At 64.9% G+C, this 26,662-nt stretch carries 22 protein-coding genes, 1 pseudogene and 1 riboswitch; of the genes and pseudogenes, 15 read left to right on the top strand and 8 right to left on the bottom strand.

The window, feature by feature from the left end; all coding sequences use genetic code 11:
• Positions 1–2: 2 nt before the first annotated feature.
• Both ACQKPE_RS05210 and hldE read left to right on the top strand, forming a co-directional pair.
• Complete coding sequence (locus ACQKPE_RS05210) at positions 3–1,403, top strand: PIG-L deacetylase family protein (RefSeq protein ID WP_427663808.1); 1,401 nt, start codon at positions 3–5, stop codon at positions 1,401–1,403.
• A gap of 63 nt (positions 1,404–1,466) precedes the next feature.
• Positions 1,467–2,888 (top strand): bifunctional D-glycero-beta-D-manno-heptose-7-phosphate kinase/D-glycero-beta-D-manno-heptose 1-phosphate adenylyltransferase HldE, encoded by a 1,422-nt coding sequence (hldE, locus tag ACQKPE_RS05215; RefSeq protein ID WP_427663810.1) that lies wholly within the window; start codon positions 1,467–1,469, stop codon positions 2,886–2,888.
• Positions 2,889–2,924: 36 nt separating this feature from the next.
• Here the strand turns inward: hldE and ACQKPE_RS05220 are convergent, their stop codons facing one another.
• From ACQKPE_RS05220 to ACQKPE_RS05235, 4 genes are all read right to left on the bottom strand, one after another.
• Entirely contained in the window at positions 2,925–3,893 is a 969-nt protein-coding gene (locus ACQKPE_RS05220) for a metal ABC transporter ATPase (protein ID WP_427663812.1), read from the bottom strand.
• A 37-nt stretch (positions 3,894–3,930) separates the two neighbouring features.
• Positions 3,931–4,743: an aldo/keto reductase gene (locus tag ACQKPE_RS05225; protein WP_427663813.1), complete on the bottom strand. Its 813-nt coding sequence runs from the start codon at positions 4,741–4,743 to the stop codon at positions 3,931–3,933.
• The gene (locus tag ACQKPE_RS05230) at positions 4,740–5,915 is read right to left on the bottom strand and encodes an NAD(P)/FAD-dependent oxidoreductase (RefSeq protein WP_427663815.1); all 1,176 of its coding nucleotides are present in this window, start codon (positions 5,913–5,915) and stop codon (positions 4,740–4,742) included. Before ACQKPE_RS05230 ends, ACQKPE_RS05225 begins: the two co-directional genes overlap by 4 nt.
• 67 nt (positions 5,916–5,982) lie before the next feature.
• Positions 5,983–6,315, bottom strand: a complete 333-nt coding sequence (locus ACQKPE_RS05235; RefSeq protein ID WP_427663817.1) for a DMT family transporter — start codon at positions 6,313–6,315, stop codon at positions 5,983–5,985.
• Positions 6,316–6,402: 87 nt separating this feature from the next.
• On the opposite strand from ACQKPE_RS05235, the gene ACQKPE_RS05240 reads away from it, so the two are divergent.
• Together ACQKPE_RS05240 and waaA are read left to right on the top strand one after the other, a co-directional pair.
• Positions 6,403–7,293, top strand: a complete 891-nt coding sequence (locus tag ACQKPE_RS05240) for a LysR family transcriptional regulator (protein WP_427663819.1) — start codon at positions 6,403–6,405, stop codon at positions 7,291–7,293.
• A 38-nt stretch (positions 7,294–7,331) separates the two neighbouring features.
• Positions 7,332–8,603, top strand: coding sequence for a lipid IV(A) 3-deoxy-D-manno-octulosonic acid transferase (waaA, locus tag ACQKPE_RS05245; RefSeq protein WP_427663821.1), 1,272 nt, complete (start codon positions 7,332–7,334; stop codon positions 8,601–8,603).
• A gap of 113 nt (positions 8,604–8,716) precedes the next feature.
• Here waaA and ACQKPE_RS05250 read toward each other — a convergent pair whose 3' ends face one another.
• Positions 8,717–10,153: a TolC family outer membrane protein gene (locus tag ACQKPE_RS05250; protein ID WP_427663822.1), complete on the bottom strand. Its 1,437-nt coding sequence runs from the start codon at positions 10,151–10,153 to the stop codon at positions 8,717–8,719.
• 161 nt (positions 10,154–10,314) lie between these two features.
• Positions 10,315–10,421, top strand: a riboswitch (TPP riboswitch).
• Positions 10,422–10,576: 155 nt separating this feature from the next.
• On the opposite strand from ACQKPE_RS05250, the gene thiC reads away from it, so the two are divergent.
• The gene (gene thiC, locus ACQKPE_RS05255) at positions 10,577–12,457 is read left to right on the top strand and encodes a phosphomethylpyrimidine synthase ThiC (RefSeq protein WP_427663824.1); all 1,881 of its coding nucleotides are present in this window, start codon (positions 10,577–10,579) and stop codon (positions 12,455–12,457) included.
• A gap of 79 nt (positions 12,458–12,536) precedes the next feature.
• On the opposite strand, the gene ACQKPE_RS05260 is transcribed toward thiC, so the two are convergent.
• A complete protein-coding gene (locus ACQKPE_RS05260) occupies positions 12,537–13,283 on the bottom strand; it encodes an RsiV family protein (RefSeq protein WP_427663826.1) in 747 nt (248 codons plus the stop codon).
• 185 nt (positions 13,284–13,468) lie between these two features.
• Between ACQKPE_RS05260 and ACQKPE_RS05265 the strand changes: the two genes are divergently transcribed.
• The 9 genes and pseudogenes from ACQKPE_RS05265 to ACQKPE_RS05305 all read left to right on the top strand — a co-directional run bounded on the left by ACQKPE_RS05265 (position 13,469) and on the right by ACQKPE_RS05305 (position 22,843).
• Entirely contained in the window at positions 13,469–14,086 is a 618-nt protein-coding gene (locus ACQKPE_RS05265) for an NUDIX domain-containing protein (protein WP_427663827.1), read from the top strand.
• The gene (locus tag ACQKPE_RS05270) at positions 14,041–14,529 is read left to right on the top strand and encodes a DUF1249 domain-containing protein (protein ID WP_427663829.1); all 489 of its coding nucleotides are present in this window, start codon (positions 14,041–14,043) and stop codon (positions 14,527–14,529) included. The genes ACQKPE_RS05265 and ACQKPE_RS05270 overlap by 46 nt, the downstream gene beginning before the upstream one ends.
• Positions 14,530–14,614: 85 nt before the next feature.
• Positions 14,615–15,424, top strand: a complete 810-nt coding sequence (gene cpdA / locus ACQKPE_RS05275) for a 3',5'-cyclic-AMP phosphodiesterase (protein ID WP_427663831.1) — start codon at positions 14,615–14,617, stop codon at positions 15,422–15,424.
• Between the two features lie 212 nt (positions 15,425–15,636).
• Positions 15,637–16,245 (top strand): YqiA/YcfP family alpha/beta fold hydrolase, encoded by a 609-nt coding sequence (locus ACQKPE_RS05280; protein WP_427663833.1) that lies wholly within the window; start codon positions 15,637–15,639, stop codon positions 16,243–16,245.
• A gap of 35 nt (positions 16,246–16,280) precedes the next feature.
• The gene (gene parE / locus ACQKPE_RS05285) at positions 16,281–18,185 is read left to right on the top strand and encodes a DNA topoisomerase IV subunit B (RefSeq protein ID WP_375098837.1); all 1,905 of its coding nucleotides are present in this window, start codon (positions 16,281–16,283) and stop codon (positions 18,183–18,185) included.
• Positions 18,186–18,190: 5 nt separating this feature from the next.
• Complete coding sequence (locus ACQKPE_RS05290) at positions 18,191–19,168, top strand: esterase-like activity of phytase family protein (protein ID WP_427663868.1); 978 nt, start codon at positions 18,191–18,193, stop codon at positions 19,166–19,168.
• On the top strand, positions 19,165–19,686 hold the full coding sequence (locus ACQKPE_RS05295) for a retropepsin-like aspartic protease family protein (protein ID WP_427663836.1): 522 nt from the start codon (positions 19,165–19,167) through the stop codon (positions 19,684–19,686). Before ACQKPE_RS05290 ends, ACQKPE_RS05295 begins: the two co-directional genes overlap by 4 nt.
• 175 nt (positions 19,687–19,861) lie before the next feature.
• A pseudogene (gene parC, locus ACQKPE_RS05300) lies at positions 19,862–21,954 on the top strand (DNA topoisomerase IV subunit A).
• A gap of 178 nt (positions 21,955–22,132) precedes the next feature.
• Positions 22,133–22,843, top strand: coding sequence for a PqiC family protein (locus tag ACQKPE_RS05305; protein ID WP_427663838.1), 711 nt, complete (start codon positions 22,133–22,135; stop codon positions 22,841–22,843).
• Between the two features lie 64 nt (positions 22,844–22,907).
• Here the strand turns inward: ACQKPE_RS05305 and ACQKPE_RS05310 are convergent, their stop codons facing one another.
• A complete protein-coding gene (locus ACQKPE_RS05310) occupies positions 22,908–24,368 on the bottom strand; it encodes a histidine kinase (protein WP_427663840.1) in 1,461 nt (486 codons plus the stop codon).
• Positions 24,369–24,504: 136 nt separating this feature from the next.
• On the opposite strand from ACQKPE_RS05310, the gene serB reads away from it, so the two are divergent.
• Positions 24,505–25,719, top strand: coding sequence for a phosphoserine phosphatase SerB (gene serB, locus ACQKPE_RS05315; RefSeq protein ID WP_427663841.1), 1,215 nt, complete (start codon positions 24,505–24,507; stop codon positions 25,717–25,719).
• A gap of 77 nt (positions 25,720–25,796) precedes the next feature.
• On the opposite strand, the gene asd is transcribed toward serB, so the two are convergent.
• Positions 25,797–26,660 carry an archaetidylserine decarboxylase gene (asd, locus tag ACQKPE_RS05320; protein WP_427663843.1) on the bottom strand — a complete coding sequence of 288 codons (864 nt, stop codon included), beginning with the start codon at positions 26,658–26,660 and terminating at the stop codon, positions 25,797–25,799.
• Positions 26,661–26,662: the final 2 nt, after the last annotated feature.

The following is a 26,662-nucleotide window of genomic DNA, read 5'->3' on the forward strand; positions in this document are numbered from 1 at the left end:
TAATGAGCGCACGCAAGCAACTGCTCTTGAAGGCTCACCGTCGTAGAAAGCGCATGTCCCTGCTGGCCGTGCTGTTGGCTGCCCTGGCCTTGGGTGTGGCCGTCGTCTGGTGGTTGCTGCCCTTGGTGCTGCTGTTGGCCTGGGTTGCCCACGAGGCGTGGTTTGCCGACCACCTCTTCTACCGCAGCAGCGACGACTACCAATACCTTTTCCCCGATGACGCGCACTCACAACCCGTCACCCTCGAGGGTGGACGGGTAGTGTTGTCCCATGAATTGGAGGAAGGGGAGACCCTGATCCTCTGTGTTCGCGTGCAGCATTGCTGGCTGGGCCGCTGGCTGGACCCGTTCATCGAGGTTGGCGATGACCGCCAGGACTTCGAACGGCGCGCCAGCGGCCAGCGCTACCTCAACCTGTCCGGCCAGCGCGAGCAATTGGCCAGCGGTGAGTTGGTGATACGTGGTCGACATTGCCGGGTGCGTCGCGAGGCGCGGCTTTATGTCATGGCCAGCCCGGACTACCGCCAGCAGCGCACGCTGATCCTCGCGCCCCACGCCGATGATGCGGAGCTCGCGGCATTCGGCTTCTACAGCCGTAGCCCCGAGGTTGCCATCGCCACCCTGACCCAGGGTGAAATCGAGGCCGATAGTTACCAGGAACTGGGCCTGGACAGCGCTGGCGCTGCCCGCCTGAAAGGGCGCCTGCGCAGCTGGGACAGCATGGCGGTACCGCTGTGGGGCGGCGTGAAGGCCAGCCACTGCGTGCAACTGGGCTACTACTGCCTGCAACTGCCGGCGATGGTCGGGGAGCCCGGCAAGGCATTCGGTTCGCGTGAGTCAGGTGAAAGCGACATCCGCAGCGTGCGGCGCCACAACCCATTGCAACTGCCAGCCGATAGCGATGGTGCGCCCACCTGGAACAACCTGGTGGCGGACCTTGTGGCCGTGCTTGAGCACTATCGCCCCGAAGTCATCATCACCCCGCACCCCGAGCTGGACCCCCATGCCGACCACGTCGCCACCACCCAGGCGATTTTCCAGGCCATCGCGCAGAGCCAGTGCAAGCCCGGCACCGCGCTGTTCTACGCCAACCACCTGCACGACAACGACCGCTGGCCAATGGGCCCGGCAGGCACGGGTGTTGCCTTGCCGCCCACCCTCGAGCCGCTGCCATCCGATCGCCTGTGGAGCCCTTCGCTGGACCCCGAGACCCAGCTGGACAAAGCCATGGCCTTGGGCATGCAGCATGACCTGCGCGGGCCGTTGCCGCTCAAGGAGCGTGTGCGCCGCTTGATCCAGTGGCTGCTCGGCGCGCGGCGCTGGCCGGTGACGGGTGACGACGAATTCTTCCGCAAGGCGGTCAGGCGTCACGAACTGTTCTGGGTGCGGCGAATCGTCAATTGACGTGGTGTCATTAGCCTCTGTGCTAATATCCCGCCCCTGTTCATTCTGTCTGATGGGTTGTCCATGAAGTTGTCCATGCCGCGTTTCGATCAAGCCCCGGTATTGGTGGTCGGCGATGTCATGCTCGACCGCTACTGGCATGGCGGTACCTCGCGTATTTCGCCTGAAGCGCCGGTGCCGGTGGTCAAGGTCGACCAGATCGAGGACCGCCCGGGTGGCGCGGCCAACGTCGCCTTGAACATCGCCGCGCTGGGTGCGCCGGCCTCGCTGGTCGGCGTCACCGGCCAGGATGAGGCCGCCGAGAGCCTGGCCAATAGCTTGCAAGCTGTCGGCGTGCGTTCGATCTTCCAGCGCATCGCCCACCAGCCGACCATCGTCAAGCTGCGGGTCATGAGCCGCCACCAGCAACTGCTGCGCATCGATTTCGAAGAGCCGTTCGCCACTGACCCGCTGTCGCTGGGTGCGGAAGTCGACAACCTGCTCGATGGGGTCAAGGTGCTGGTGCTGTCGGACTACGGCAAGGGTGCCCTGCGCAACCACCAGAGCCTGATTGAGGCGGCCCGGGCCAAGGGCATTCCGGTGCTTGCCGACCCCAAGGGCAAGGACTTTTCCATCTACCGTGGTGCCAGCCTGATCACCCCGAACCTGAGCGAGTTCGAAACCATCGTTGGCCGTTGCGCCGACGAAACCGAACTGGTTGGTAAAGGCCTGAAGCTGCTCGAAGAGCTCGACCTCGGTGCCTTGCTGGTGACCCGCGGCGAGCACGGCATGACCCTGCTGCGCATCGGCCATCCACCCCTGCACCTGCCGGCCCGTGCTCGCGAAGTGTTCGACGTGACCGGTGCCGGCGATACGGTGATCTCCACCCTGGCCGCGGCCATCGCCGCTGGCGAAGACCTGCCCCATGCTGTCGCCTTGGCCAACCTGGCTGCCGGCATCGTGGTTGGCAAGCTGGGTACCGCCGCCATCAGTGCCCCTGAGCTGCGCCGGGCGATCCAGCGCGAGGAAGGTTCCGAGCGTGGTGTACTGGGCCTGGAGCAACTGCTGCTGGCCATCGACGATGCCCGCGCGCACAACGAAAAGATCGTTTTCACCAACGGCTGCTTCGACATCCTCCACGCGGGCCATGTGACCTACCTCGAGCAGGCGCGGGCCCAGGGCGACCGGTTGATCGTCGCAGTCAACGACGACGCTTCGGTAAGCCGCCTGAAAGGGCCTGGTCGGCCGATCAACAGTGTCGACCGGCGCATGGCCGTGCTGGCAGGCCTGGGCGCGGTGGACTGGGTCATCAGCTTCCCCGAAGGCACGCCCGAGAACCTGCTGCGCCAGGTCAAGCCGGACGTGCTGGTCAAGGGTGGCGACTATGGCATTGACCAGGTGGTCGGGGCCGATATCGTCACGGCCTATGGCGGCACGGTGAAGGTGCTGGGGCTGGTAGAAAACAGCTCGACCACTGCGATCGTCGAGAAGATCCGCAAGAACTGATGGATATCGAAAGGGGCTGCATTGCAGCCCCTTTCGTTATTTTTGCAGCGACGTGCGGGCCCGTCGCAGCAGCGCTTTTGCCTTGTCACTGAAGCGCTGCAAGTGCGACGCCTTGCTGGCTTTCGGCTCTTCCAGGCCCTGCTGCTTCAACCATTCCTTCCAGCGTACTCGTTCATCCTTCACCACCCAGCCTTCCTGGCGCGCGAAGCTTTCCGCCAAGTACAGGCCGCGTGTGCTCGCCGGCACCAGCTGGTCTTTCTTCAGGGTGTAGAGTTCGGCAGTTGGCTGGCCATCCTTGAGCGGCATCAGGTACAGGTCAGGGCGCTTGCGGTTCAGGCGCGCCACCAACTGGCCACCCTCCAGTCGTTCATCGACGTGGAACAGGCTCAACGACTTGACGTCCTTCGGCACCTGCAAGCGCAGGTCGTAGATCAATTGCAGCGAGGCGGTGGGCAGGTGTACATAAGCCCGAGGTCGCTCCAGCAGCATCAGGTTGGCGCAGTGCACCGGCCGCGCCGCGCCGGAGGCTGGGAACAGCTCGAAAGGTGGCGTTTCCCGGTAATGCAGGGCCGCCGCGTAGGGGGCGGGCAGCCAAGTGTCGTTGAAGCGCCCGCCCAGCCAGCCTTCAGGCGTTTCCAGCAGGCACTCCTCGGCCACTTCCTGGATGGCCGTGTGCAACGGAATGTTCAGTTCCTGGGCCGGCACATAGCCCGAGATCAGCTTCAGCACCACATCGCCGCGGTCCTGGCGTCGCTGGCGCACCAATACCCAGTAGTCGCGGTTCTGCCAGTGCAGGGTCAGGCGCACCGAAACCCCGAGGTTAGCCAGTTCCGTGACGAAATGCTCGTTGTCGCTGACGCTGATTGCCTTGCGCCGCTGTAGCGTCTGGGCGAAGTTCAGCGGCATGCCGATGCTCTTGTAGGTCAAGCCGTCGGGGGTCGCTTCGACATGCAGTGGCAGGGTCTTGAAGTTGCTCGGGTTCTTGCGGATCAGCGTTCGCGCCACGAGGCTCCTCCTTGCGTTGGGCGGCCGCGCTGGCGGCTCAGGCCTGGCCCAGGATACGGGCGACGGTGGCCACGTTGTGGGCCAGGTGCACAGGGTTGATGGTGCCGACGATAGCACTGCTGACGCCGGGGTGGGCAAACAACAGCTCGAAGCTGGCCTGCACCGGGTCGATGCCAGGGGCCAGGCAGATGTGACCGCTGGCCAGGGCTTTCTTCACCAGGATGGCCTTGCCGTGTTCGGCAGCGTAGTCCAGCACCGGGCGCTCCGCCTGTTCGTTCAGGTTATAGGTGACCATGGCGCAGTCGCCTTGTTCCAACGCTTTCAGGCCGCCCGCCGCCGTCTTGCCGGAGAAACCATAGCCGAGGATCTTGCCTTCCTGCTTGAGCGCGGCGAGGGTCTGGTACACCTCCTGCTGCTCGAGGATGGCCAGGTCGTTGCCATCGGAATGCACCAGCACCAATTCGATACGATCTGTTTCCAGACGCTTCAGGCTGCGTTCCACCGAGCGGCGGGTGTGCGCTGCGCTGAAGTCGAAGCGTGACTGGCCATCGTCGAATTCTTCGCCGACCTTGCTGACGATCACCCATTGCTCGCGCTGGCCGCGCAACAGCGGCCCCAGGCGCTCTTCGCTGCGGCCATAGGCGGGGGCGGTGTCGATCAGGTTGATGCCCAGCTCCCGCGCCTGGGCCAGCAGCAGGCGGGCTTCGTCGTCGCCTGGAATGGTGAAGCCGGTGGGGTATTTCACGCCCTGGTCGCGGCCCAGCTTGACCGTGCCCAGGCCCAGCGGCGAAACCTTGAGGCCGGTGCTGCCCAGTGGGCGGTGGAAGTCGTGTAGGGTTGGCAGGCTCATGGCAGCAGTTGCTCCCAGGCGGGCACGCCCAGCGGCGGGCGTGGCAGGTCGTTGAGGTCGGGGTGGGCGAGGGGGCGTACGCCGTCGCGCTCGAAACTGGCCAGCACGCGGTCGGTGAAGTCTGGCGCGAGGGCCAGCTTGGTTGGCCAGCCCACCAGCAGGCGCTGCTGTTCGGCGAGGAAGGCGTTGTCCGGGCGCACCAGGCCCGATTGCGCAGGCTCGGCGCGGTCGATGCGCAGGGTGGCCCAGCGCACCAGGCTTTGGTCGACCCAGGGCAGCAGGCTGGCGATTTCTTTTTGCGCTGCGGCGATCTGCGCTGCGGGCTCGCGTGCTACGCCATCGGCTTCGGCAAGGTCGCCGCCCAGGTACCAGACCCACTGGCCATCGCTGCCCGGGTGGGTGGTCACGGTGACCCGGGGCTTGGGCCCGCCACCCAGGCAGTGGGCGTACAGCGGCTTGAGGTTCGGCCCCTTGGCGATGACCATGTGCAGCGGCCGCAGCTGCATGCCGGGCTGTTCCAGGCCCAGCGCCTTGAGCAAGGCCGCGGTGCCGCCACCGGCACTGAGCACTACACGTTGTGCGCGAATTTCGCGGCCATCGACCACCAGGCCCACCAGCTCGTCACCTTCATGCAATGGCTCTATGCGCTCACCGGCCAGCAGGCTGTTGCCAGCCAATTGGGCGAGGTTGGCCAGCAGGCTAGGCACGTCGATCACCAGTTCTGCCAGGCGATAGACCTTGCCCTTGAAGGCGCGGTCTTGCAGGGCGGGCGGCAGTTGCTCGCCCTTGACCTGGTCGACCCGGCCGCGCACCGCCTTGCTGGCGAAGAAGCTGGTGAGGTTGCCGGCCAGGGTGCCGGGCGACCACAGGTAATGCGCATCGGACAGCAGCCGGGTGCGGCTCAGGTCCAGTTCACCACTGCCCGACAGCGCCTCGCGCCAGCGCCGGGGCATGTCGGCGATGGCTTCCGAGGCGCCGGTGAGGGCGCCATGCAGGGCATATTTGGTGCCGCCATGGATGATGCCCTGGGACTTGATGGTTTGCTCGCCGCCCAGGCTCGCGCGTTCCACCAGCACCGTCGAATAGCCCAGCTGGCGCAGCCGGGCGTTGAGCCAGAGCCCTGCGACCCCGGCGCCGACGATGAGTACGTCAGTGGAAATGGCGGATGGCATGCGGGTACCTCGAAGACTGGAACGATTGCCCAGTATACAGCCCGCGTCAGGCACATGTGCCTATCGATCAATGCCCCGTGGTCTTGGAGAACAGCTGGATCACCACCACGCCGCCGACGATCATGGCCATGCCGAGCATGGCCGGGGTGTCCAGCTTCTGCCCGTAGATCACCAGCGCTGCCACGCTGATCAGCACGATGCCCATCCCGGCCCAGATGGCGTAGGCGATACCGATGGGGATGGTGCGTACCACCAGGGTGAGCATCCAGAACGCCAGGATGTAGCCGCAGATCATCAGCATCAGCGGCAGCGGTGTGCTCAAGCCCTTGACCGACTTCATGGAGGCGGTGGCGATGACTTCGGCGAAGATGGCGATGGTGAGGTAGAGGTAGGCGTTCATGGTCCGATTTCTCCGTTACTGAGCGGGCATTCTAGGCGCTACCTGGATGGGGTAAAGTCATTACCTATCGTTTATGGAGATAGGTCGATGGCCGAACAGTGGAACCTCGAACAGCTACGCCTGTTCGTCCAGGTCGCCGAATTGCGCTCGTTTTCTGCGGCAGCGCGGGCGCAGCGTAAGGCCCAGTCGGCAGTGAGCAGCGCCATCGCGTTGCTGGAGGCCGACCTCGACGTGACCTTGTTCGAGCGCAGCAGTGGTCGCCAGCCTAAGCTGACCGAGAGTGGCGCCGCGCTGCTGGAAGATGCCCGCGAGTTGCTGCGCCAGTGCGAGCACCTGGAAGGCCGGGCGCTGGCCCTGATGCGTGGCCAGGAAGCGCTGCTGCGGGTGGCCCAGGACGAAGCCATGCCTTACCAGCCGGTGATCGACAGCCTGGACGAACTGGCTAGCCGCTACCCCTATCTGCCAGTGCAACTGGCCAGCGCCGCCCAGGGCGATGTGGCGCGCAAGCTGGTTGAGCGGCGCGCCGACCTGGGTTTGTTCTTCCACCACGAGAGCATTCCGACATCGCTGGAGCGACGTGTCCTGGGCAGCGTGGAAATGGTCACCGTGTGCGCCGTGGGCCATCCCCTGGCCCACCTGGGCAGCGTCACCCGCCAGCAATTGGCGCGTCATCGCCAGCTATTGATCGCGCCCCAGGAGAGCGACTACCCCGGCGGCCAGGCGATCAGCCCGCAGGTGTGGCGCGCCGACAGCTTCTACGCCATGGCCGAGCTGCTGATGCGCGGCCTGGGCTGGGCCTGGTTGCCGCGCCATGTGGTGCAGTACCCGACCTACCAGGCGCATATGGTGGAACTGGCCAGCGAATGGCGGCCTCCGGCGCTGGTGGTCGAACTGGCCTGGCGTCGCGACCAGCCGCTGGGGCCGGCGGCGCAGTGGTTGGCGCAGCGCTTCGCCGTGCACCTGAAGGCGATTGGCTAGCAGGCCTTTTTCCACCGATCCTTGTACACTTCGCCGCCATGAACAGAACCCTCTATAGCTTGCTGTTTCACCTGGGCCTGCCGCTGGTTGCGCTGCGCCTGTTCCTGCGTGGTCGCAAGGCGCCGGCCTACCGACAGCGTATTGCCGATCGCTTTGCCCGTGGCTTGCCGACGATGCGTCGTGGCGGCATCTGGGTGCATGCGGTGTCGGTGGGCGAGAGCATTGCCGCCGCGCCCATGGTGCGCGCCTTGCTCCAGGCCTACCCGGACCTGCCGATCACCCTGACCTGCATGACCCCCACCGGCTCCGAGCGCATCCGCGCGATGTTCAAGGACGAGCCGCGCATCCAGCACTGCTACCTGCCCTACGATTTGCCTTGGGCCGCCGGGCGTTTCCTCGATCATGTGCAGCCGCGCCTGGGCATCATCATGGAAACCGAGCTGTGGCCCAATCATATTCATCAGTGCGCCAAGCGCGGCATTCCGGTGGCCTTGGCCAATGCGCGGTTGTCCGAACGCTCGGCACGTGGCTATGCCCGCTTCGCCGGCCTGACCCGACCGATGCTCGAGGAAATGAGCCTGATCGCCGTGCAGACCGAGGCCGAGGCCGAGCGTTTTCGCAGCCTGGGTGCGCGTGCCGAGTGCGTGCAGGTGACTGGTTCGATCAAGTTCGACCTGAAGGTGGACGAGCAGCTGTTGCCGCGTGCTCGCCAGTTACGTGAACAATGGGCTGCAGCGCAGCGCCCGGTGTGGATCGCCGCCAGCACCCACGAGGGCGAAGATGCGTTGATCCTCCAGGCGCATCGCCAGTTGCTGGCAGTGCACAGCGATGCGTTGCTGGTTCTGGTGCCGCGTCACCCGGAGCGTTTCGCGGCGGTGCATGCGTTGTGTGCCGAGGCGTTCACCGTTGCACGTCGATCCACTGGCGAGAGGGTCGACAGCAATACCCAGGTGCTGCTCGGCGACACCATGGGCGAGCTGTTATTCCTCTATGCCCTGGCCGATATCGCCTTCGTCGGCGGCAGCCTGGTGCCCACGGGCGGGCACAACCCGCTGGAGCCGGCGGCGCTGGCGCTGCCGGTCATCACCGGGCCGCATGTGTTCAACTTCCTCGAGATCAGCGCGATGCTGCGCGAGGCCGGTGCGTTGCGCCAGGTGGACGATGCCCAGGGGTTGGCGCAGGAAGTGCGCAGGTTGGTCGAGTTGCCGCAGGATGCGCGGCGCATGGGCGAGGCGGGCAGGGCGGTGATGCAGGCCAACCAGGGGGCGCTGCAACGGCTGCTCGACGGTTTGGCGCGGCTTCTTCGTTGATTTTGAGGGCCCTATCGCGGGGCAAGCCCGCTCCCACAGGTACACCGCTGTTCTGAAGGGCAGCGGTGTACCCCGGGCTTGCCCCGCGATAGGGCCCGGACAGACGACGAAAATCAGGGCCTACGTTCGAAATTCTTCGCCGCCGCCTCCGCCAGGTCCGGCGGCAGGAAGTCCTTGTCGGGGTTGTAGTCCGCCTTCAGAAAACGCCCCAGGTCCTGCAAGTCCTGCGGGCTGAGGGTACCCGCCGCCTGCTTCAGGCGCAGGTTGTCGAGGATGTAGTCGTAGCGGCTGTTGTTGTAGTCGCGCACCGAGGTGTACAGCTGGCGCTGGGCATCGAGCACGTCGACGATATTGCGGGTGCCGACCTGGTAGCCAATCTCGGTGGCCTCCAGCGCGCTCTGGTTGGAAATGATCGACTGCTTGCGTGCCTGCACCTGCTCCACATCGGTGTTCACCGCGCGGTGCAGGTTGCGGGTGTTCTCCACCACCTGGCGGCGCAGGCTCTCGCGTTGTTGTTCGGTCTGGCTCAGGCGCGAGTAGGCTTCGCGCACCTGGGAGCTGGTCAGGCCGCCGCTGTAGATCGGAATGTTCAACTGCAAGCCGATGCTGGTCTGCTCCACATCGCCGCCATAGCGCACGCCGGGTTGCGGCGCTGGGTTGGTGAAGCCGAGGTTGTCGTTGTCGCCCTTCTGGTAGCGTGCCACTGCATCGAGCGTCGGGGCATGCCCGGCCTTGCGCTGGCGCAGGGTTTCCTCGGCGGCGGTGACGGCGTAGTTGGTGGCCAGCAGGTTGAGGTTCTGGCGCGCGGCGGTTTCGACCCAGGCCTTGGCGTCGTTGGGCGTCGGCACCTGCACCGGCAGGCTGTGGACCACGCCCTGGAGGGAGGCGTATTCGCGGTTGGTCAGGGTCACCAGGGCCTCGAAGGCATCCTGTACGCGGCGTTCGGCGATGATCCGGTTGGCGCGGGCGGTGTCGTAGCTGGCCTGGGATTGCAGCACGTCGGTCTTGTCGGAAAGGCCCACGTCGAAGCGCTCGTTGGCCTGGTCGAGCTGGCGCTTGAAGGCCGCTTCCTCGGCCTTGGTCGAGGCCAGGTTGTCCTGGGCGCGTAGCACCGCGAAGTAGTTCTCGGCGGTTTGCAGGATCAAGTTCTGCTCGGTGGCCGACAGCTCCAGTGCGGCCTGTTCGTTGACCGCTTCGGCGGCCTGCAGCTGGAACCAGCGGTCGGCACGGAAGATCGGCTGCGACAAGGTGGCGCTCCAGCTGTTGCCACCACGGTTGGAGGTGATCGAAGGCTCGTCCAGTTTGGTGCGGGTGCTAATCATCTCGGCCCCGCCCGACAGGTTCGGCAGCAGGCCGGCGCGGGCCTGCGGCACCACCTCGCGGCGGGCGCCGTAGTCGGCGCGGGCGGCGGCAAGGTCGGCGTTGTTGTCGACGGCTTCCTGGTAGACGCTGACCAGGTCGGTCTTCACCGTCGTGGGCACGTCCGCTGCCCAAACCACTCCGTTGGACGCACAAGACACGGCTATCGCCAGTGAAAGTTTGCGCAGCATAGGACGATCCTTGAATTTCTGAACTGTTGAGTTTTGTTAGATGCGCCAGTGTAGTGCCACGCGCACCCGGCAACAATCGCCCATCGCGCCTTTCATCACCCGGCCCTGGCGGGCCGCATCAGAGTGCTTGGCTTTGCCGGCCACTCCAGTCTAGACTGCCCACGTTCTTGTCGGGGTGCCTTGAATCGAAGGCTGAGATCGCATAGGTGCGGATCCCGTTGAACCTGATCAGGTTAGCGCCTGCGTAGGGAACAAGATTGCTCTCACTTCCCGGGAGCCTCTTGTGCCAGGTCCGGGATTGTCGACGTTCATGCTCGATGGCACTCCAGGTATCCGGCACTGCACCCATCAAGGGGTGCGTCCGTGCCTTTCAGGTTCTTCCCCCGACATTCCGCCCGCTGGAAGCCGTCTGGAGAGCCTGTGATGAGCAAACAAGAAAAAACGATCCACCTCAGCGAGTCGGCGCAAGTCGACCAGCAGTCCGTGCAGCCGCTGCCCAATTCCCGCAAGGTCTATGTTCAGGGTTCGCGCCCCGACATTCGCGTGCCCATGCGCGAAATCAGCCTGCATGACACCCCCACCGACTTCGGCGGCGAAAAGAACGCCCCGGTGCTGGTCTACGACACCTCCGGCCCCTACACCGACCCCAACGTCATCATCGATGTGCGCAAGGGCCTGGGCGATGTGCGCTCGGCGTGGATCGACGCCCGTGGCGACACCGAGCGCCTGGGTGGCCTGAGCTCGAACTTCGGCCAGCAGCGCCTGAACGACGCCGAGCTTGCCAAGCTGCGCTTCAACCACGTGCGCAACCCGCGCCGCGCCAAGGCCGGCGCCAACGTCTCGCAGATGCACTACGCCCGCCAGGGCATCATTACCGCCGAGATGGAATACGTCGCCATCCGCGAGAACATGAAGTTGCAGGAAGCCCGCGCCGCCGGCCTGTTGAGTCAGCAGCACGCTGGCCACAGCTTCGGCGCCAGTATTCCCAAAGAGATCACCCCTGAGTTCGTGCGCGAGGAAATCGCCCGCGGCCGCGCGATCATTCCGGCCAACATCAACCACACGGAACTGGAGCCGATGATCATCGGCCGCAACTTCCTGGTGAAGATCAACGGCAACATCGGCAACAGCGCTCTGGGTTCCTCGATCGAGGAAGAAGTGGCCAAGCTGACCTGGGGCATCCGCTGGGGTTCGGACACGGTCATGGACCTGTCCACCGGCAAGCACATCCACGAAACCCGCGAGTGGATCATCCGTAACTCGCCGGTTCCTATCGGCACCGTGCCTATTTACCAAGCCCTGGAGAAGGTGGGGGGCGTCGCCGAAGACCTGACCTGGGAGCTGTTCCGCGACACCCTGATCGAACAGGCCGAACAGGGTGTGGACTACTTCACCATCCACGCCGGTGTGCTGCTGCGCTACGTACCGCTGACCGCCAAGCGCGTGACCGGTATCGTCAGCCGCGGCGGCTCGATCATGGCCAAGTGGTGCCTGGCGCATCACCAGGAGAACTTCCTGTACACGCATTTCGAAGAGATCTGCGAAATCATGAAGGCCTACGACGTCAGCTTCTCGCTGGGCGACGGCCTGCGCCCAGGTTCGATTGCCGACGCCAACGACGCGGCCCAGTTCGGTGAGCTGGAAACCCTCGGCGAGCTGACCAAGATCGCCTGGAAGCACGATGTGCAGTGCATGATCGAAGGCCCCGGCCACGTGCCGATGCAGCTGATCAAGGAGAACATGGACAAGCAGCTGGAGTGCTGCGACGAGGCGCCGTTCTACACCCTCGGCCCGCTGACCACTGACATCGCCCCCGGCTACGACCACATCACCTCCGGCATCGGAGCGGCGATGATCGGCTGGTTTGGCTGCGCCATGCTTTGCTACGTCACGCCCAAGGAGCACCTGGGCCTGCCGAACAAGGATGACGTGAAGACCGGCATCATCACCTACAAGATCGCCGCCCACGCCGCCGACCTTGCCAAGGGCCACCCTGGCGCGCAGATCCGCGACAACGCGCTGTCCAAGGCACGTTTCGAGTTCCGCTGGGAAGACCAGTTCAACCTCGGCCTGGACCCGGACACCGCCCGTTCCTTCCACGACGAGACGCTGCCCAAGGAGTCGGCCAAGGTCGCGCACTTCTGCTCGATGTGCGGGCCGAAGTTCTGCTCGATGAAGATTACCCAGGAAGTGCGTGAGTACGCCGCGAAGATCGAAACCGTGGATGTGACGGTGGAGAACGGCATGCGTGAGCAGGCCGAGCGGTTCCGTCAGGAAGGTAGCCAGTTGTACAAGAAGGTGTAAGTGTTTGGGCGGCGTAGCCGCCCGGTATTATCGATGTATCACGATCGGGGGAGCGGCGTTGTCCGCTCCCCCGATCGTTTCAGCCGCGACCTGGGAACAGCTCGGGCTTGAGCACGCCATTGAGGCGCGGGTAGGGGATCTTCAGTTCCACATGGCCCATGGAGTAGGGCGCAATCGCATACACCTCGTACTTCACCACCACCGCCCCGTAGGTCAGCGCCACGTGTGGCGAGCGCTTGAACGGCCAGGTCTTCACGAACTCGGCGTCTTTATCCATGCCGGTGCTGATCATCCAGGCGCGGTGCGATTCCTCCACGGTTTTCCAGAAGGTTTCCTCCTGGCCCGGCACCAGCATGTCCTGCAGGGTCAGCACCTTGTCCAGCTTGCGCGAATAGTTGATGAAGGCGCGCCCCGGCATACCATGGGCGCCGCCGGTGTCGAGGTAGCTGGACAGCTCGACGATCACCAGTCCGTCATGCTGCTCGCGTACCTTGGCCTGCAGGTAGCTGCTGTTGCGCTTCTGCGCGCTGGCCAGGTACTGCTGTTCGTAGGCTTGCAGGGTGGTCGGTGCGTTGCTGCGCTGGCTGTCCTCGGTCAGTTGCAGCAGGCGTTTCTCGACGATGCCGTCGAGCTTGGGCAGGGCCGGGAAGTGCACGGTGTCGATGTTCACCAGCGGGCAGTCGCTTTCGCTGCAGCCAGGTTTCACGTGCTCCCAGGCTTCGCGCTTGACCTCCAGCGGAGCCCGGTAATTGGGCGCGAACAGGCTCTGGCAGGCGCCGAGGGTCAGTGCCAGCACGGCCACGGCAGTCAGTTTGACAAGCGTCATGAGGATCCTTGCAGAACTTGGATGAATCGGCCTTGGACCGTCGGCACGGCCTTCGGTTCGCCACTAAGCTATCAAAGACAAGGCGGCCTGTCCCGCCTGCCCGAACGGTCGCGTCAAGGGGATGAAACGCGGCGGCACGCAGAGTAGGATGGCGCGATGCGGTAAACGAGGTAATGAGGATTCCCATGTCAGACACGTTGAATTCGGTGCCTGCGGCGGTCGAGATCGTCGAGCGCATCAACTGCTTCCAGGGCTTCTACAAGCTCGACAGGGTGCACCTGCGCCACGAGTTGTTCGCCGGCGGAATGGGCCGTGAGATCAGCCGCGAGCTGTTCGTGCGCCACGACGCCGTCTGTGTACTGCCCTACGACCCGCAGCGCGACGAGGTGGTGCTGATCGAGCAGTTCCGCGTCGGCGCCTTGGGCAAGGTGGCCAATCCCTGGTTGATCGAGCTGGTCGCCGGCCTGATCGACAAGGACGAGCAACCTGAGGAAGTCGCCCACCGCGAAGCCGATGAAGAAGCCGGCCTTGCGTTCAGCGCCCTGTGGCCGATGACCCGCTACTTCCCCTCGCCCGGCGGCAGTGACGAGTTCGTGCACCTGTTCCTGGGCCGTTGCAGCAGCGAAGGCGCGGGTGGCCTGCATGGCCTGGAAGAGGAAGGTGAAGATATCCGCGTGCGCGTGTGGTCGTTCGAGGATGCCCTGCAAGCCGTGCGCGATGGGCGTATCGCCAACGCCGCGAGCATCATCGCCTTGCAATGGCTGGCGCTGAACCGCGACGAAGTGCGGGGGATGTGGAAGTGAGCCCGCTGCGCGAGCGCTACCGGGTCGACCTAGCTGGCCTGCAGGCGGTCTGCGAGGCCAATTATGCGCGGCTGATGCGCCTGTTGCCGGAAATGCGCAATACCCAGGGTTCGCGGCGTATCGGCATGACCCAGGGCGAGCAGATGCTCGGCGTGCTGGCGCTCGATGTGTTGCTGGCCTGCCCCTACACCACCACGGTGCGGGTGCGTCAGGAGCACAGCCTGCCCTGGCTGCCGGTGCCGCAACTGGAAGTGCAGGTGTACCACGATGCGCGCATGGCCGAAGTGGTGAGCGCCGAGCACACCCGGCGTCTGCGCAGCATCTACCCCTACCCCAACGACGCGATGCACCAGCCGGACGAAAAGGCCCAGCTCAACCTGTTCCTCGGCGAGTGGCTGAGCCATTGCCTGGCCTGCGGCCACGAGCTGGAAGCGGTGCGCTGAAATGTGACGCCCGTCGGTTTCGAATGTTTGCTCGAAACCATTCTCACGCCATAATCTGTGCTGAATCCGCTCCAGGAGAAGGCCGTTGGCCCAGCCAGACCCATCCCCCGTCCCTGCCCCCGTACACGTGGTGCAACTGACCGACGCCCACCTGTTCGCCGACCCGGCCGGCACCCTGCTGGGCCTCGCCACGCGCGACAGCCTGCGCCACGTGGTCGAGCAGGTACGCCGGGAGCAGCCGCGCATCGACTTGCTGCTGTGCACTGGCGACCTGTCCCAGGACGCTAGCGTCGCCTCCTACGAAGCGTTCCGCGAGTTGACGGCGGTGTTCGACGTGCCTACCCGTTGGTTGCCAGGCAACCATGACGAGGCGCAGGTCATGGCCCAGGTGGCGCCGCAACTGGTGCAGGCGGTGACCGACATCGGCGCCTGGCGCATCGTCATGCTCGACTCGGCGGTGGTGGGTTCTACCCATGGTTTCCTGGAGCCTGCACAACTGGCCACGTTGCAAACGGCCCTGGCCGAGGCCGGCGAGCGTCATTGCCTGGTGTGCTGCCATCACCAGCCGGTGGATATCGGCTGCGCCTGGATCGCCCCCATTGGCTTGCACAATGCCGATGAGCTGTGGCAATTGCTGGGGCGTCACCCGCAGGTCAAGGCCGTGCTCTGGGGGCATATCCATCAGGAGTGGGATGAGCTGCGCGATGGGCTGCGCCTGCTGGCAACGCCCTCCACCTGCATCCAGTTCGCCCAGCGCAGCGAGGACTTCAAGGTCAGCGAGGAGCCGCCGGGTTACCGCTGGCTGCGCTTGCATGCCGATGGGCGTATCGAGACCGGCGTGGAGCGTGCGCGGGATTACGTGGTGAGGTTGGACTTCAACAGCCCAGGCTACTGAGGCGTTTTCTTCGCGGGCAAGCCCGCTCCTACAGGGTTCGCGCTGACTCTGTAGGAGCGGGCTTGCCCGCGAATAGGCCCGCGAGGACAACATCATTTTTGAAGGTTATGTTGCGAAAAACCTGACATTGCGCCAAAACCCGGCGAACACGCTACACTGCGCGTCCCTGCGCCCACTCGACCGGGCGCGAAGCCACAGATTCCGGGGGCAGCATGTCGGGTTCCATCCTCTATATCCATGGCTTCAACAGCTCGCCGCTGTCGATGAAGGCGCGCCAGCTCGAGGCGGTGATGCAGCACCTGGGCCTGGCCCAGCAGGTGCGCGTCCCGGCCCTGCACCACCACCCGCGCCAGGCTATCGCTCAGCTCGAAGCGTCCATCGCCGAGCTCGGTGCCCCTTTGCTGGTCGGCAGTTCGCTGGGCGGCTACTATGCCACTCACCTGGCCGAGCGCCATGGCCTGAAGGCCCTGCTGGTCAACCCTGCGGTACGGCCGCACCTGCTGTTCGACGGCTACCTGGGCACCCAGCGCAACCTCTATACCGACGAAACCTGGGAGCTGACCCTGGACCACGTGCAGGCTCTGGCCGAACTGGAAGTGCCAGAGCCCCAGGACGCCGCGCGCTATCAAGTGTGGTTGCAGACTGGCGATGAAACACTGGACTATCGCCATGCCGAGCGCTACTACCGGGCCTGTGCCCTGCGCATCCAGGCGGGCGGTGACCACAGCTACCAAGGCTTCGCCGAGCAAATGCCAGCCTTGCTGGCCTTCGCCGGTATTGCCCGCCAGCAATATGCAGCACTCGATTTTTCTGTATTTTGATTTTTCCGCATTCACCCGACTGACGACGAGAACCCATGGCCAATCCCAGCGCTAGCGCCTATAACGCAGACGCCATCGAAGTCCTCTCCGGCCTTGACCCGGTCCGCAAGCGGCCAGGCATGTACACCGACACCAGCCGGCCCAACCACCTGGCCCAGGAAGTCATCGACAACAGTGTCGACGAAGCCCTGGCCGGCCACGCCCGCTCGGTGCAGGTGATCCTGCATGCCGACCACTCCCTGGAAGTCTGCGACGATGGCCGCGGCATGCCGGTGGACATCCACCCTGAAGAAGGGGTGTCCGGGGTCGAGCTGATCCTCACCAAGCTGCATGCCGGCGGTAAGTTCTCCAACAAGAACTACCAGTTCTCCGGCGGTTTGCACGGCGTTGGCATCTCGGTGGTCAACGCCCTGTCGAGCCAGGTGCGGGTGCGGGTCAAGCGTGACGGCAACGAATACCAGATGACCTTCGCCGATGGCTTCAAGGCCAGCGAGCTGGAAGTGATCGGCACGGTCGGCAAGCGCAACACCGGCACCAGCGTGTACTTCAGCCCCGACCCGAAGTACTTCGATTCCCCCAAGTTTTCCATCAGCCGCCTCAAGCATGTGCTCAAGGCCAAGGCCGTGCTGTGCCCGGGGCTGTCCATCAGCTTCGAGGACAAAGGCACCGGCGAGAAGGTCGAGTGGCACTACGAGGACGGCCTGCGCTCGTACCTGGTGGACTCGGTCAGCGAGTTCCAGCGCCTGCCCGACGAGCCGTTCTGCGGTAGCCTGGCCGGTAATAAGGAAGCGGTGGACTGGGCCCTGCTGTGGCTGCCCGAGGGCGGCGACAGCATCCAGGAAAGCTACGTCAACCTGATCCCCACCGCCCAGGGCGGCACCCACGTCAACGGCCTTCGCCAGGGCCTGCTGGATGCCATGCGCGAGTTCTGCGAGTTCCGCAACCTGCTGCCGCGTGGCGTCAAGTTGGCGCCGGAAGACGTCTGGGAACGCATCACCTTCGTGCTGTCGATGAAGATGCAGGAACCGCAGTTCTCTGGCCAGACCAAAGAGCGCCTGTCGTCGCGCGAGGCTGCGGCGTTCGTCTCCGGCGTGGTCAAGGATGCCTTCAGCCTTTGGCTCAACGGCCACCCCGAGCTGGGCATGCAACTGGCGGAACTGGCCATCAGCAACGCTGGCCGACGCCTGAAAGCGAGCAAGAAGGTCGAGCGCAAGCGCATCACCCAGGGCCCGGCCCTGCCTGGCAAGCTGGCCGACTGCGCTGGGCAGGACCCGATGCGCGCCGAGCTGTTCCTGGTCGAGGGTGACTCGGCCGGCGGTTCCGCCAAGCAAGCGCGCGACAAGGAATTCCAGGCGATCCTGCCGCTGCGCGGAAAGATCCTCAACACCTGGGAAGTGGACGGCGGCGAAGTGCTGGCCAGCCAGGAAGTGCACAACATCGCCGTGGCCGTGGGCGTCGACCCCGGCGCCACCGACCTGTCGCAACTGCGCTACGGCAAGATCTGCATCCTCGCCGACGCCGACTCCGACGGCCTGCACATCGCGACCTTGCTGTGCGCCTTGTTCGTCCAGCATTTCCGCCCGCTGGTGGAAGCCGGGCACGTTTACGTGGCCATGCCGCCGCTGTACCGCATCGACCTGGGCAAGGAGATCTACTACGCCCTGGACGAAGCCGAGCGCGATGGCATCCTCGACCGGCTGGTGGCCGAGAAGAAACGCGGCAAGCCGCAGGTCACGCGATTCAAGGGCCTGGGCGAAATGAACCCGCCGCAGCTGCGCGAAACCACCATGGACCCCAACACCCGGCGCCTGGTGCAACTGACCCTCGATGACCTGCAAGGCACCACCGAGATCATGGACATGCTGCTGGCCAAGAAGCGCGCCGGTGACCGCAAGAACTGGCTGGAAACCAAGGGCAACCTGGCCGAGGTCCTGGTTTGACGCGTCTGCTACTCGCCGCCTTGTTCGCGCTGTTCGCCTTGCCAGCACTGGCAGGCGACTGGCCGCAGTTGAGGCTGACCAGCGAGCACCCGATCGAAGGCATGCGCGGTGGCAACCTGTCGGGCCTGGCCCTGTGCCGTGGCGCCTTGTGGGGCGTTTCGGACCGGGATGACGACCAAGTCTACCGGCTCGACCAGCAGGCCCGCGTGTGGCAAGCCGAAGCGCTGGCCTTCGTCCCGCCTCCTGCACCGGAGAGCGGCCTGCCCTGGGGCCTGAAGGTGCGCAACTGGGCGGTGTCCTTCATTCGGGGCGGTGAGCTGGACTACGAAGGCATCACCTGCGACCAGGCGGGCAACTTCTACCTGGCCAGCGAAACCCACGCTGCCGTGTTGCAGGTGCCGGTCGAGGGCGAGCCGAACTGGCTGCGCATCGACCAGGCCATGGTGCGCCAGGCTCGCGCCAGCGGCATGTTGTTGCACTTCAACGCCTTGTTCGAAGGCCTGGCGATCAACCCGGCGGGCGACCGCCTGTGGCTGGCCGCCGAGCGCGAGCGCCGCGGGCTGATTGCCGTGCAGCGCCAGCAGGCGGTGTGGAACTGTGGCAACAGCTGCGTATTGCTCAGCGAGGCCGGCGTGGAGATGCAGCCGCCGCAGATGCCCGGCTCGCGCGCGCTGCCGCGGGATTTCGGCGACCTGGCGCTGTTCGAAGGCAAGCTGTTCACCCTCGAGCGCAATGCCTTTCGCATCTGCCGTCGCGATGCCGACACTGGCGCGGTCGAGCGCTGCTGGTCGTTCGCTGCCGATGCGTTGACCGACGAGCGCCGCTACGACCAGCCGTTCGGCCTGGCCGAGGCGTTGGTGATCGACAAGGATGGCGCCTGGATCGGCTTGGACAACAACAACGGCAGCCGCGCCGATGGCGAGACGCGCCCGATCGTCTGGCGCTTCGCCGCGCCCGACGGTGGCTGGAGCGCCAAGCCTTGAGCCAGCAGCCGCCAGGGAAACGCGCCGGCAGGGTGCTGATGGTGTTGGCCTGGGCCGCGGCGATGTTCCTCGCCACGCGCTTCTTTGGCGAATGGGAAGACCGTCAGCAGAACCCCAACGCCGTGGTGCAATCCGAACGCGGCGACGGCTTCATCGAAGTGCGCCTGCTAGGTAACGGCCAAGGGCATTTCGTCGCCGATGGTGCGATCAACGGCAAGGTCGTGCATTTCATGCTCGACACTGGCGCCACCGATGTCGCGATACCCGAGGTGCTGGCCCGCGACCTCGACCTGCCGCGCGGTGCCCCCGTGCTGCTGAGCACTGCCAATGGCCGCACCGAAGGCTACCGTACGCGCCTGCAAAGCCTGCAGCTGGGCGACATTCGCCTGAGCGATGTGCGTGCCGTGGTGGTGCCCGGGCTGGATGGCCAGACGATATTGCTGGGCATGAGCGCCCTGAAACAACTTGAATTCACCCAGCGCGGCGGCACCATGCTGCTGCGCCAGAACCTGAAATGACGAGGCCCGCATGAGCGACTCACTGGAACTCAGTCTCGACGGCGTAGAGCGCCGCTCCCTGGCTGACTTCACCGAACAGGCCTACCTCAACTACTCCATGTACGTGATCATGGACCGCGCCCTGCCGCACATCGGCGATGGCCTGAAGCCGGTGCAACGACGCATCGTCTATGCCATGAGCGAGTTGGGGCTGGATGCCGACGCCAAGCACAAGAAGTCGGCGCGTACCGTGGTGACGTGCTCGGTAAGTTCCACCCCCATGGCGATTCGGCCTGTTATGAGGCCATGGTGCTGATGGCCCAGCCATTCAGCTATCGCTACACCCTGGTCGATGGCCAGGGCAACTGGGGTGCGCCGGACGATCCGAAGTCGTTCGCCGCCATGCGTTATACCGAGGCGCGGCTGTCGCGCTACTCCGAAGTGCTGCTCAGCGAGCTGGGCCAGGGCACGGTGGACTGGGTGCCGAACTTCGACGGCACCCTGGAGGAGCCGCAGGTGCTGCCGGCGCGCTTGCCGAACATCCTGCTCAACGGCACCACCGGTATTGCCGTGGGCATGGCCACCGACGTGCCGCCGCACAACCTGCGTGAAGTCGCCAGCGCGTGTGTGCGCCTGCTCGATGAGCCGAAGGCCACCCTCGAGCAGCTGTGCGAGCACATCCAGGGGCCGGACTACCCGACCGAAGCCGAGATCGTCACCCCGCGCGCCGAAATCCTGAAGCTCTACGAGACGGGCAAGGGCTCCATTCGCATGCGTGCGGTGTACCGCGTTGAAGACGGCGACATCGTCGTCACCGCGTTGCCGCACCAGGTCTCCGGGGCCAAGGTGCTGGAGCAGATCGCCGCGCAGATGCAGGCCAAGAAGCTGCCGATGGTCGCCGACCTGCGCGATGAGTCGGACCACGAGAACCCCTGCCGCATCGTCATCATCCCGCGCTCCAACCGGGTCGATGCCGATGAACTGATGCAGCACCTGTTCGCCACCACCGAGCTGGAAAGCACCTATCGGGTCAACATCAATATCATCGGCCTGGACGGCCGCCCGCAGCTGAAGAACCTGCGCACCCTGTTGCAGGAGTGGCTGCAGTTCCGTATCGGTACCGTCCGTCGCCGCCTGCAGTTCCGCCTGGACAAGGTCGAGCGCCGCCTGCACCTGTTGGACGGCTTGCTCACTGCGTTCCTCAACCTGGATGAAGTGATCCACATCATCCGCACCGAGGACCACCCCAAGCAGGCGCTGATCGCCCGCTTCGAGCTGAGCGAGATCCAGGCCGACTACATCCTCGAGACCCGCCTGCGCCAGCTGGCGCGCCTGGAAGAGATGAAGATTCGCGGCGAGCAGGACGAACTGCTCAAGGAACAGAAACAACTGCTGGCCCTGCTGGGTAGCGACACCAAGTTGCGCAAGCTGGTACGCAGCGAGCTGCTCAAGGACGCCGAGACCTATGGCGACGACCGCCGCTCGCCAATCGTCGCCCGTGCCGAGGCCAAGGCCCTGTCGGAAAACGAGCTGATGCCGACCGAGCCGGTCACCGTGGTGCTGTCGGAGAAGGGTTGGGTGCGTTGCGCCAAGGGCCATGATATCGATGCCACGGGCCTGTCCTACAAGTCCGGCGACGGCTTCAAGGCCTCGGCGGCTGGGCGCTCAAACCAGTTCGCCGTGCTGATCGACTCGACCGGGCGCAGCTACTCGCTGGCCGCCCACAGCCTGCCCTCGGCCCGTGGCCAGGGCGAACCGCTGACCGGGCGCCTGACACCACCGCCGGGCGCTACCTTCGAGTGCGTGCTGTTGCCTGATGACGACGCCCTGTACGTGGTGGCGTCCGACGCCGGCTACGGTTTCGTGGTCAAGGGCGACGACCTGCAAGCCAAGAACAAGGCCGGTAAAGGCCTGCTCAGCCTGCCCAACGGTGCCAAGGTGATTACCCCACGCCAGGTACTCGACCGCGAGCAGGACTGGCTGGCGGCGGTGACCACCGAAGGGCGCCTGCTGGTGTTCAAGGTTGCCGACCTGCCACAACTTGGTAAAGGCAAGGGTAATAAGATTATCGGTGTGCCGGGTGAGCGAGTGGCCAGCAGGGAAGAATTTGTTACGGATCTTGCAGTGATCGGTGAGGGTTCGACCCTTGTATTGCAAGCTGGCAAGCGTACCCTGTCCCTCAAGCCCGATGACCTCGAACACTACAAAGGCGAACGGGGTCGTCGTGGTAGCAAATTGCCACGTGGCTTCCAGCGGGTCGATGGCATGCTCGTAGAGCGGCCAGAGTAAGCGATTCGGTGGTCTGGAACGGCATTTTCGGCGTTTTACACGGCGGAAATGCTGGAGTCCTGGGGTTATTTCGCGGATGATAGTGCCCTTGCAGGCTCGGCGTGGCCGTTTGTCTGTAGGAATATTCACATATGGGTATCACTGCGGTTGCCGGGTGGCGGCCGCTTGGATGGAACGAATGAAATTTCTGCGCCTTCCATTTGCGCTGCTGATGACGGGCTTGTTGGGCTTGAGCGGGTGCAGCATGCACCAGCCGGTCGCTTTGTATCAGCTCGACAGCGGTGCTCCCGGCCAGCCTTCGCAAGCAGCGGGCATGGCGGTGGTGCTCGGCCCGGTATCGGTGGCCGACTACCTGCAACGCGAAACCTTCCTGCAACGCCAGGCTGATGGCAGCCTGACCGCAGCGACCGATGGTCGCTGGGCCGGTAGCCTTTCGTCGGATATCGACCAGTTGCTGGTACGCCAACTGGCCTGGCGCCTGGACAGCCAGCGGGTAGTGCTGGCACCGGCGAGCACCGGCTTCGCCCCGGATGTGCAGGTGCTGCTGTCGATCACCCGCCTGGATTCCGGTGTCAACCAGCCGGCGATCCTCGACGCCCAGTGGCGTGTGCTCGACCGCCGCGGCAACGTGCGTGACAACCGCATCGTCCACCTGGAGCAGCAGCACCAGGGCACCGAAGCTTCGCAGGTACAGGCCCAAGGCCAGTTGCTGCAGAAGCTGGCCGAGCAGTTGAGCGTTGCGGTCAAGCCGCTGGCCAACCAACCGGCGATCGCCGAGCAGACGCCGAAGAAGCCTTCTGCGCCGGTACAGGTGAAGAAGGATCCGGAGAAGAACAAGATCCCGATGGCTTCGCCGATCCGCACCGACATGGAAGTCTATCGATTCTGATCGATACGCCAGACACAAAAAAAGCCCGCATTGCTGCGGGCTTTTTTGTTTGTCTGTGTGCAGGTCAGGCGCGGCGTTCGTGCATCCGCGCCAACTGGCGTTCGAGCATCGAGGGGTAAGGTTCCATCAGCCGCTCGACACAGCAAGCACCTTCGGGGCTGGCGATCGGGCGAATACGTGCGCGCTGGCGAATCAACGCATCGTCGCTGACCTTGCGCTCGACCAGCAGCAGGTTGCGGCTGTGCTGGGACAGCGCCAGGGCATCCTGGGCCTTTTCGGTCATCAGCAGGTCGACCTGGTCCAGCCCCTGCAGGTCTTCATCGCCCAGCACCAGGCCCAGTTGCAGTTGCAGGGTGATGCCGCTGTCGGCCACCTCGATCTGCAAGGCGTGGCCCAGGGCACGCAGCAGCTCACCGCAGCAGATGGCGTTGGTCAGGTAGTCTTCGCCGCTGTCCTGGGTGTGGAACAGCAGCAAGGTGCTGCCATCGTTCAGGGTGTGCACTTCACCTTCGTATAGCGAGGCGGCCTGCTCCAGGCAGTCACGGTAGCGCTCCAGCAACTCGGTCAGGCGTGTACGCGGCAGGCGGCGCAGCTGCTCCTGGGAGCCGAGTTGCACGGCCAGTACCGCGCTGCTCTGCGGCTCGTCCGACACCACGGCGGCGACTGGCCTGGCGGGGCTGTCATCTTCGTCGATCAGACCGGCGAAGGCCGCGTCGTCTTCGTCCTCTTCGGCAACGGGGCGAGGGCGTGGCACGGCCTTGGGCGCCACGGGCGCAGTGTCGTGCAGGTCGGCGAAGTCGTCTTCGTCCTCCTCCTCAGGCTCCTCCGGTGGCGGTGGCGCCAGGCGTGCGTGCAGCTGGCGGGCCAGGTCGCCGATCTCGTCCTGGCGCTCGATGCCCGGGGTGTAGGGGTGTGGGTCGCGCAGCCACACGCGCAGTTGCAGCAGCGGCGTGGAAATGAAGCGGCCAAGGCGCAGGCTCAGGGCCAACGCCAGGGCCAGCAGGATGGCAGCGAGGATGCCCATGCTCTGCAAGCTGATCAGCATCGGCTGCTGGAACTGGCTCATGTCCAGGCTGATGCGCAGTTGCCCGGCAGTCACGTCCTGGAAAGTGATCTTGGTCTGGTACAGGCCTTCGGCTTCGCCCAGCAAGCTGTTCTTCGGGCGCTGGCCGGCTTCGGCGAGGATTCGGTTGTCCACGCTGTAGATGGCGGCGTGCGCCACCAGCGGGTTCTTCACCAGGTTGCCCAGCAGCACGTTGAGGCTGAGGATGTCGTTGGACACCAGCAGCTCGGTCGCCGAGGTGGCGGTCTGGGTGGTCAGGCTCTGGCCTACGGCATCGGCCTGCTCGTGCATGGCCTGCTTGAACTGCAGGCCCATCACGCAGGCATAGATCACCAGCGCCAGGGCAACCAGGAAAATGTTGTGGCTGGCGATGCGCAATGCCAAGGGAACACGACGCTGGCGCAGGGCTCGGAAGATCATCAGGAAGAAGTTGTCGGTCTTGACGGGCGTGGGCCGGTTCACAGAGCGCGGCTCTTTATGGCGATATAGGTGGTGCGCAGTATAGCGAGCGGAGTTTTGTCGGCAAAGTATCGATGCCGCCCGATGGTCACGGAAAATCGGTAGAATGCGCATTTTTCATCGAATTGGAGCCCCGGTCTTGCGCGAAATCGTCCTGATCAATATCACTGGTGAAGACCGTCCCGGTCTTACTGCGGCCATCACCGGCGTCCTGCTCCAGGGCGGTGTGAACATTCTCGACATCGGTCTTGCCGTGATGCACGGCACGTTGTCGTTCGGCATCCTGGTCGACATTCCCGACAACGAAGTGGCTACCCAGCTGCTGCAAAGCGTGCAGGGCAAGGCCCACGAGCTGAACTTGCAAGCGCGCTACACGCCGGTTTCCGAGGCTGACTACCAGCACTGGGTCGACAACCACGGTGATGGCCGTCACATCGTGACCCTGCTAAGCCGAAAGGTCACTCCCGAGCAGTTGCAGCGGGTGAGTGCGGTGATCAGCCAGTACGGCCTGACCATCGAGCGCATCGAGCGCCTGTCGGCCCGCGTGGCGTTGAATGCGCCGAGTGAAAAAGGCCGTGCCTGCCTTGAGATTTCCGTGCGTGGCGAGGCGAGCGATGCCCAGGCCCTGCGTGCCGATTTCTTTGCCTTGTCGGCCGAGCTGAACGTCGACATCGCCTTCCAGCAGGACGACCTGTTCCGCCGCAACCGCCGCCTGGCGGTGTTCGACATGGACTCCACGCTGATCGAGGCCGAGGTCATCGATGAGCTGGCCAAGGCGGCAGGCGTGGGCGAACAGGTGTCGGCGATCACCGAGCGGGCGATGCGTGGCGAGCTGGATTTTCGCGCCAGCTTCAAGGAGCGCATGGCCTTGCTCAAGGGCCTGGACGTGAGTGTACTGGACCAGATCGGCGCTTCGCTGCGCCTGACCGAAGGCGCCGAGAACCTGTTCGCCGAGCTGCGTCGCCTGGGGTACAAGACCGCCATCCTTTCGGGCGGCTTCACGTATTTCGCCAAGCAAGTGCAGGCGCGCCTGGGTATCGACTATGTCTTTGCCAACGAGCTGGAAGTGGTCGACGGCAAGGTCACTGGAGTTGCCGTGGAGCCGATCGTCGATGCCCAGCGCAAGGCGCAACTGCTGCAGGAGCTGGCACACAAGGAAGGCCTGCAACTGGAGCAGACCATCGCAGTGGGCGATGGCGCCAACGACCTGCCGATGCTGTCGCTGGCAGGTCTGGGCGTGGCCTTCCGTGCCAAGCCGCTGGTGCGTCAATCGGCCAAGCAGGCCATTTCCACCCTGGGGCTCGATGGCGTGCTGTACCTGCTGGGCTGGCGCGACCGCGACTCGCGCGGCTAAGCCTCATGAAATGACGGCTCCATGAAAAAGGCCCTGCCCGGTGAACCCGGACAGGGCCTTTTGCGTTGCCGTGGCGATCAGCCCTGGGCAGGCAGCGCCAGCTGCTGGCCCATGCGCACAGCGGAACCGGCGCCAAGGGTCTCGGCCCATTTCACCTGGTCCGGCCCGAACAGCACGATGGCCGTGGAGCCCAGCTTGAAGCGGCCCAGCTCGGCGCCTTTTTCCAGGTGGATCGGCGCACGGCTGGCTTCGTCGTAGCGCAAGGTCTTCAGCTCGCGTTTCGGTGGCGTCACCAAGCCTGCCCAGACGGTCTCGATCGAGGCCACGATCATCGCGCCCACCAGCACCACGGCCATCGGCCCGCGCTCAGTGTCGAACAGGCAGACCACGCGCTCGTTGCGGGCGAACAGCTCGGGCACGTTCTCTGCGGTGGTCTGGTTGACCGAGAACAGCCGGCCCGGCACGTAGACCATCTCGCGCAGGGTGCCGGCCAGCGGCATGTGCACGCGGTGGTAGTCCTTGGGCGACAGGTAGATAGTGGCGAACTCACCACCCATGAACGGCGCCGCCAGCGCCGGGTCGCCGCCCAGCAGTTCCAGGGCACTGAAGCTGTGGCCCTTGGCCTGGAAGATACGGCCGTGCTCGATCGGCCCGAGCTGGCTGACTGCGCCATCTGCCGGGCAGAGGATCGACCCTGGGGTCTCGTCCAGCGGGCGTGCGCCAGGCTTCAGGGCGCGGGTGAAGAAGGCGTTGAAGTGCTCGTAGGCGGTGAGGTCCTCTACCAGCGCTTCGTTCATGTTCACCTGGTAGCGCTTGGCGAACCAGGCGGTGAAGGCATTCTTGAACCAGCGCACGCGACACTCGGCAATGCAGCCGGCCAGCCGCGACAGCAGGTGGTGCGGCAGCAGGTGCTGGCTGATGATGAACAAGCGGGATTTCATTG

The sequence above is a fragment of the Pseudomonas sp. NPDC089554 genome, assembly GCF_050280645.1.
Taxonomy (GTDB): Bacteria; Pseudomonadota; Gammaproteobacteria; order Pseudomonadales; family Pseudomonadaceae; genus Aquipseudomonas.

Coding starts and splice junctions, on each gene's coding strand:
- ACQKPE_RS05225 (WP_427663813.1), bottom strand. CDS start 4,743: ATGAGCCTGCCAACCCTACACGACTTCCACCGCCCACTGGGCAGCACC.
- ACQKPE_RS05305 (WP_427663838.1), top strand. CDS start 22,133: ATGAAATTTCTGCGCCTTCCATTTGCGCTGCTGATGACGGGCTTGTTG.
- parE (WP_375098837.1), top strand. CDS start 16,281: ATGGCCAATCCCAGCGCTAGCGCCTATAACGCAGACGCCATCGAAGTC.
- ACQKPE_RS05210 (WP_427663808.1), top strand. CDS start 3: ATGAGCGCACGCAAGCAACTGCTCTTGAAGGCTCACCGTCGTAGAAAG.
- ACQKPE_RS05240 (WP_427663819.1), top strand. CDS start 6,403: ATGGCCGAACAGTGGAACCTCGAACAGCTACGCCTGTTCGTCCAGGTC.
- hldE (WP_427663810.1), top strand. CDS start 1,467: ATGAAGTTGTCCATGCCGCGTTTCGATCAAGCCCCGGTATTGGTGGTC.
- asd (WP_427663843.1), bottom strand. CDS start 26,660: ATGAAATCCCGCTTGTTCATCATCAGCCAGCACCTGCTGCCGCACCAC.
- ACQKPE_RS05230 (WP_427663815.1), bottom strand. CDS start 5,915: ATGCCATCCGCCATTTCCACTGACGTACTCATCGTCGGCGCCGGGGTC.
- ACQKPE_RS05280 (WP_427663833.1), top strand. CDS start 15,637: ATGTCGGGTTCCATCCTCTATATCCATGGCTTCAACAGCTCGCCGCTG.
- ACQKPE_RS05250 (WP_427663822.1), bottom strand. CDS start 10,153: ATGCTGCGCAAACTTTCACTGGCGATAGCCGTGTCTTGTGCGTCCAAC.
- ACQKPE_RS05265 (WP_427663827.1), top strand. CDS start 13,469: ATGTCAGACACGTTGAATTCGGTGCCTGCGGCGGTCGAGATCGTCGAG.
- ACQKPE_RS05270 (WP_427663829.1), top strand. CDS start 14,041: ATGGCTGGCGCTGAACCGCGACGAAGTGCGGGGGATGTGGAAGTGAGC.
- ACQKPE_RS05235 (WP_427663817.1), bottom strand. CDS start 6,315: ATGAACGCCTACCTCTACCTCACCATCGCCATCTTCGCCGAAGTCATC.
- ACQKPE_RS05260 (WP_427663826.1), bottom strand. CDS start 13,283: ATGACGCTTGTCAAACTGACTGCCGTGGCCGTGCTGGCACTGACCCTC.
- waaA (WP_427663821.1), top strand. CDS start 7,332: ATGAACAGAACCCTCTATAGCTTGCTGTTTCACCTGGGCCTGCCGCTG.
- thiC (WP_427663824.1), top strand. CDS start 10,577: ATGAGCAAACAAGAAAAAACGATCCACCTCAGCGAGTCGGCGCAAGTC.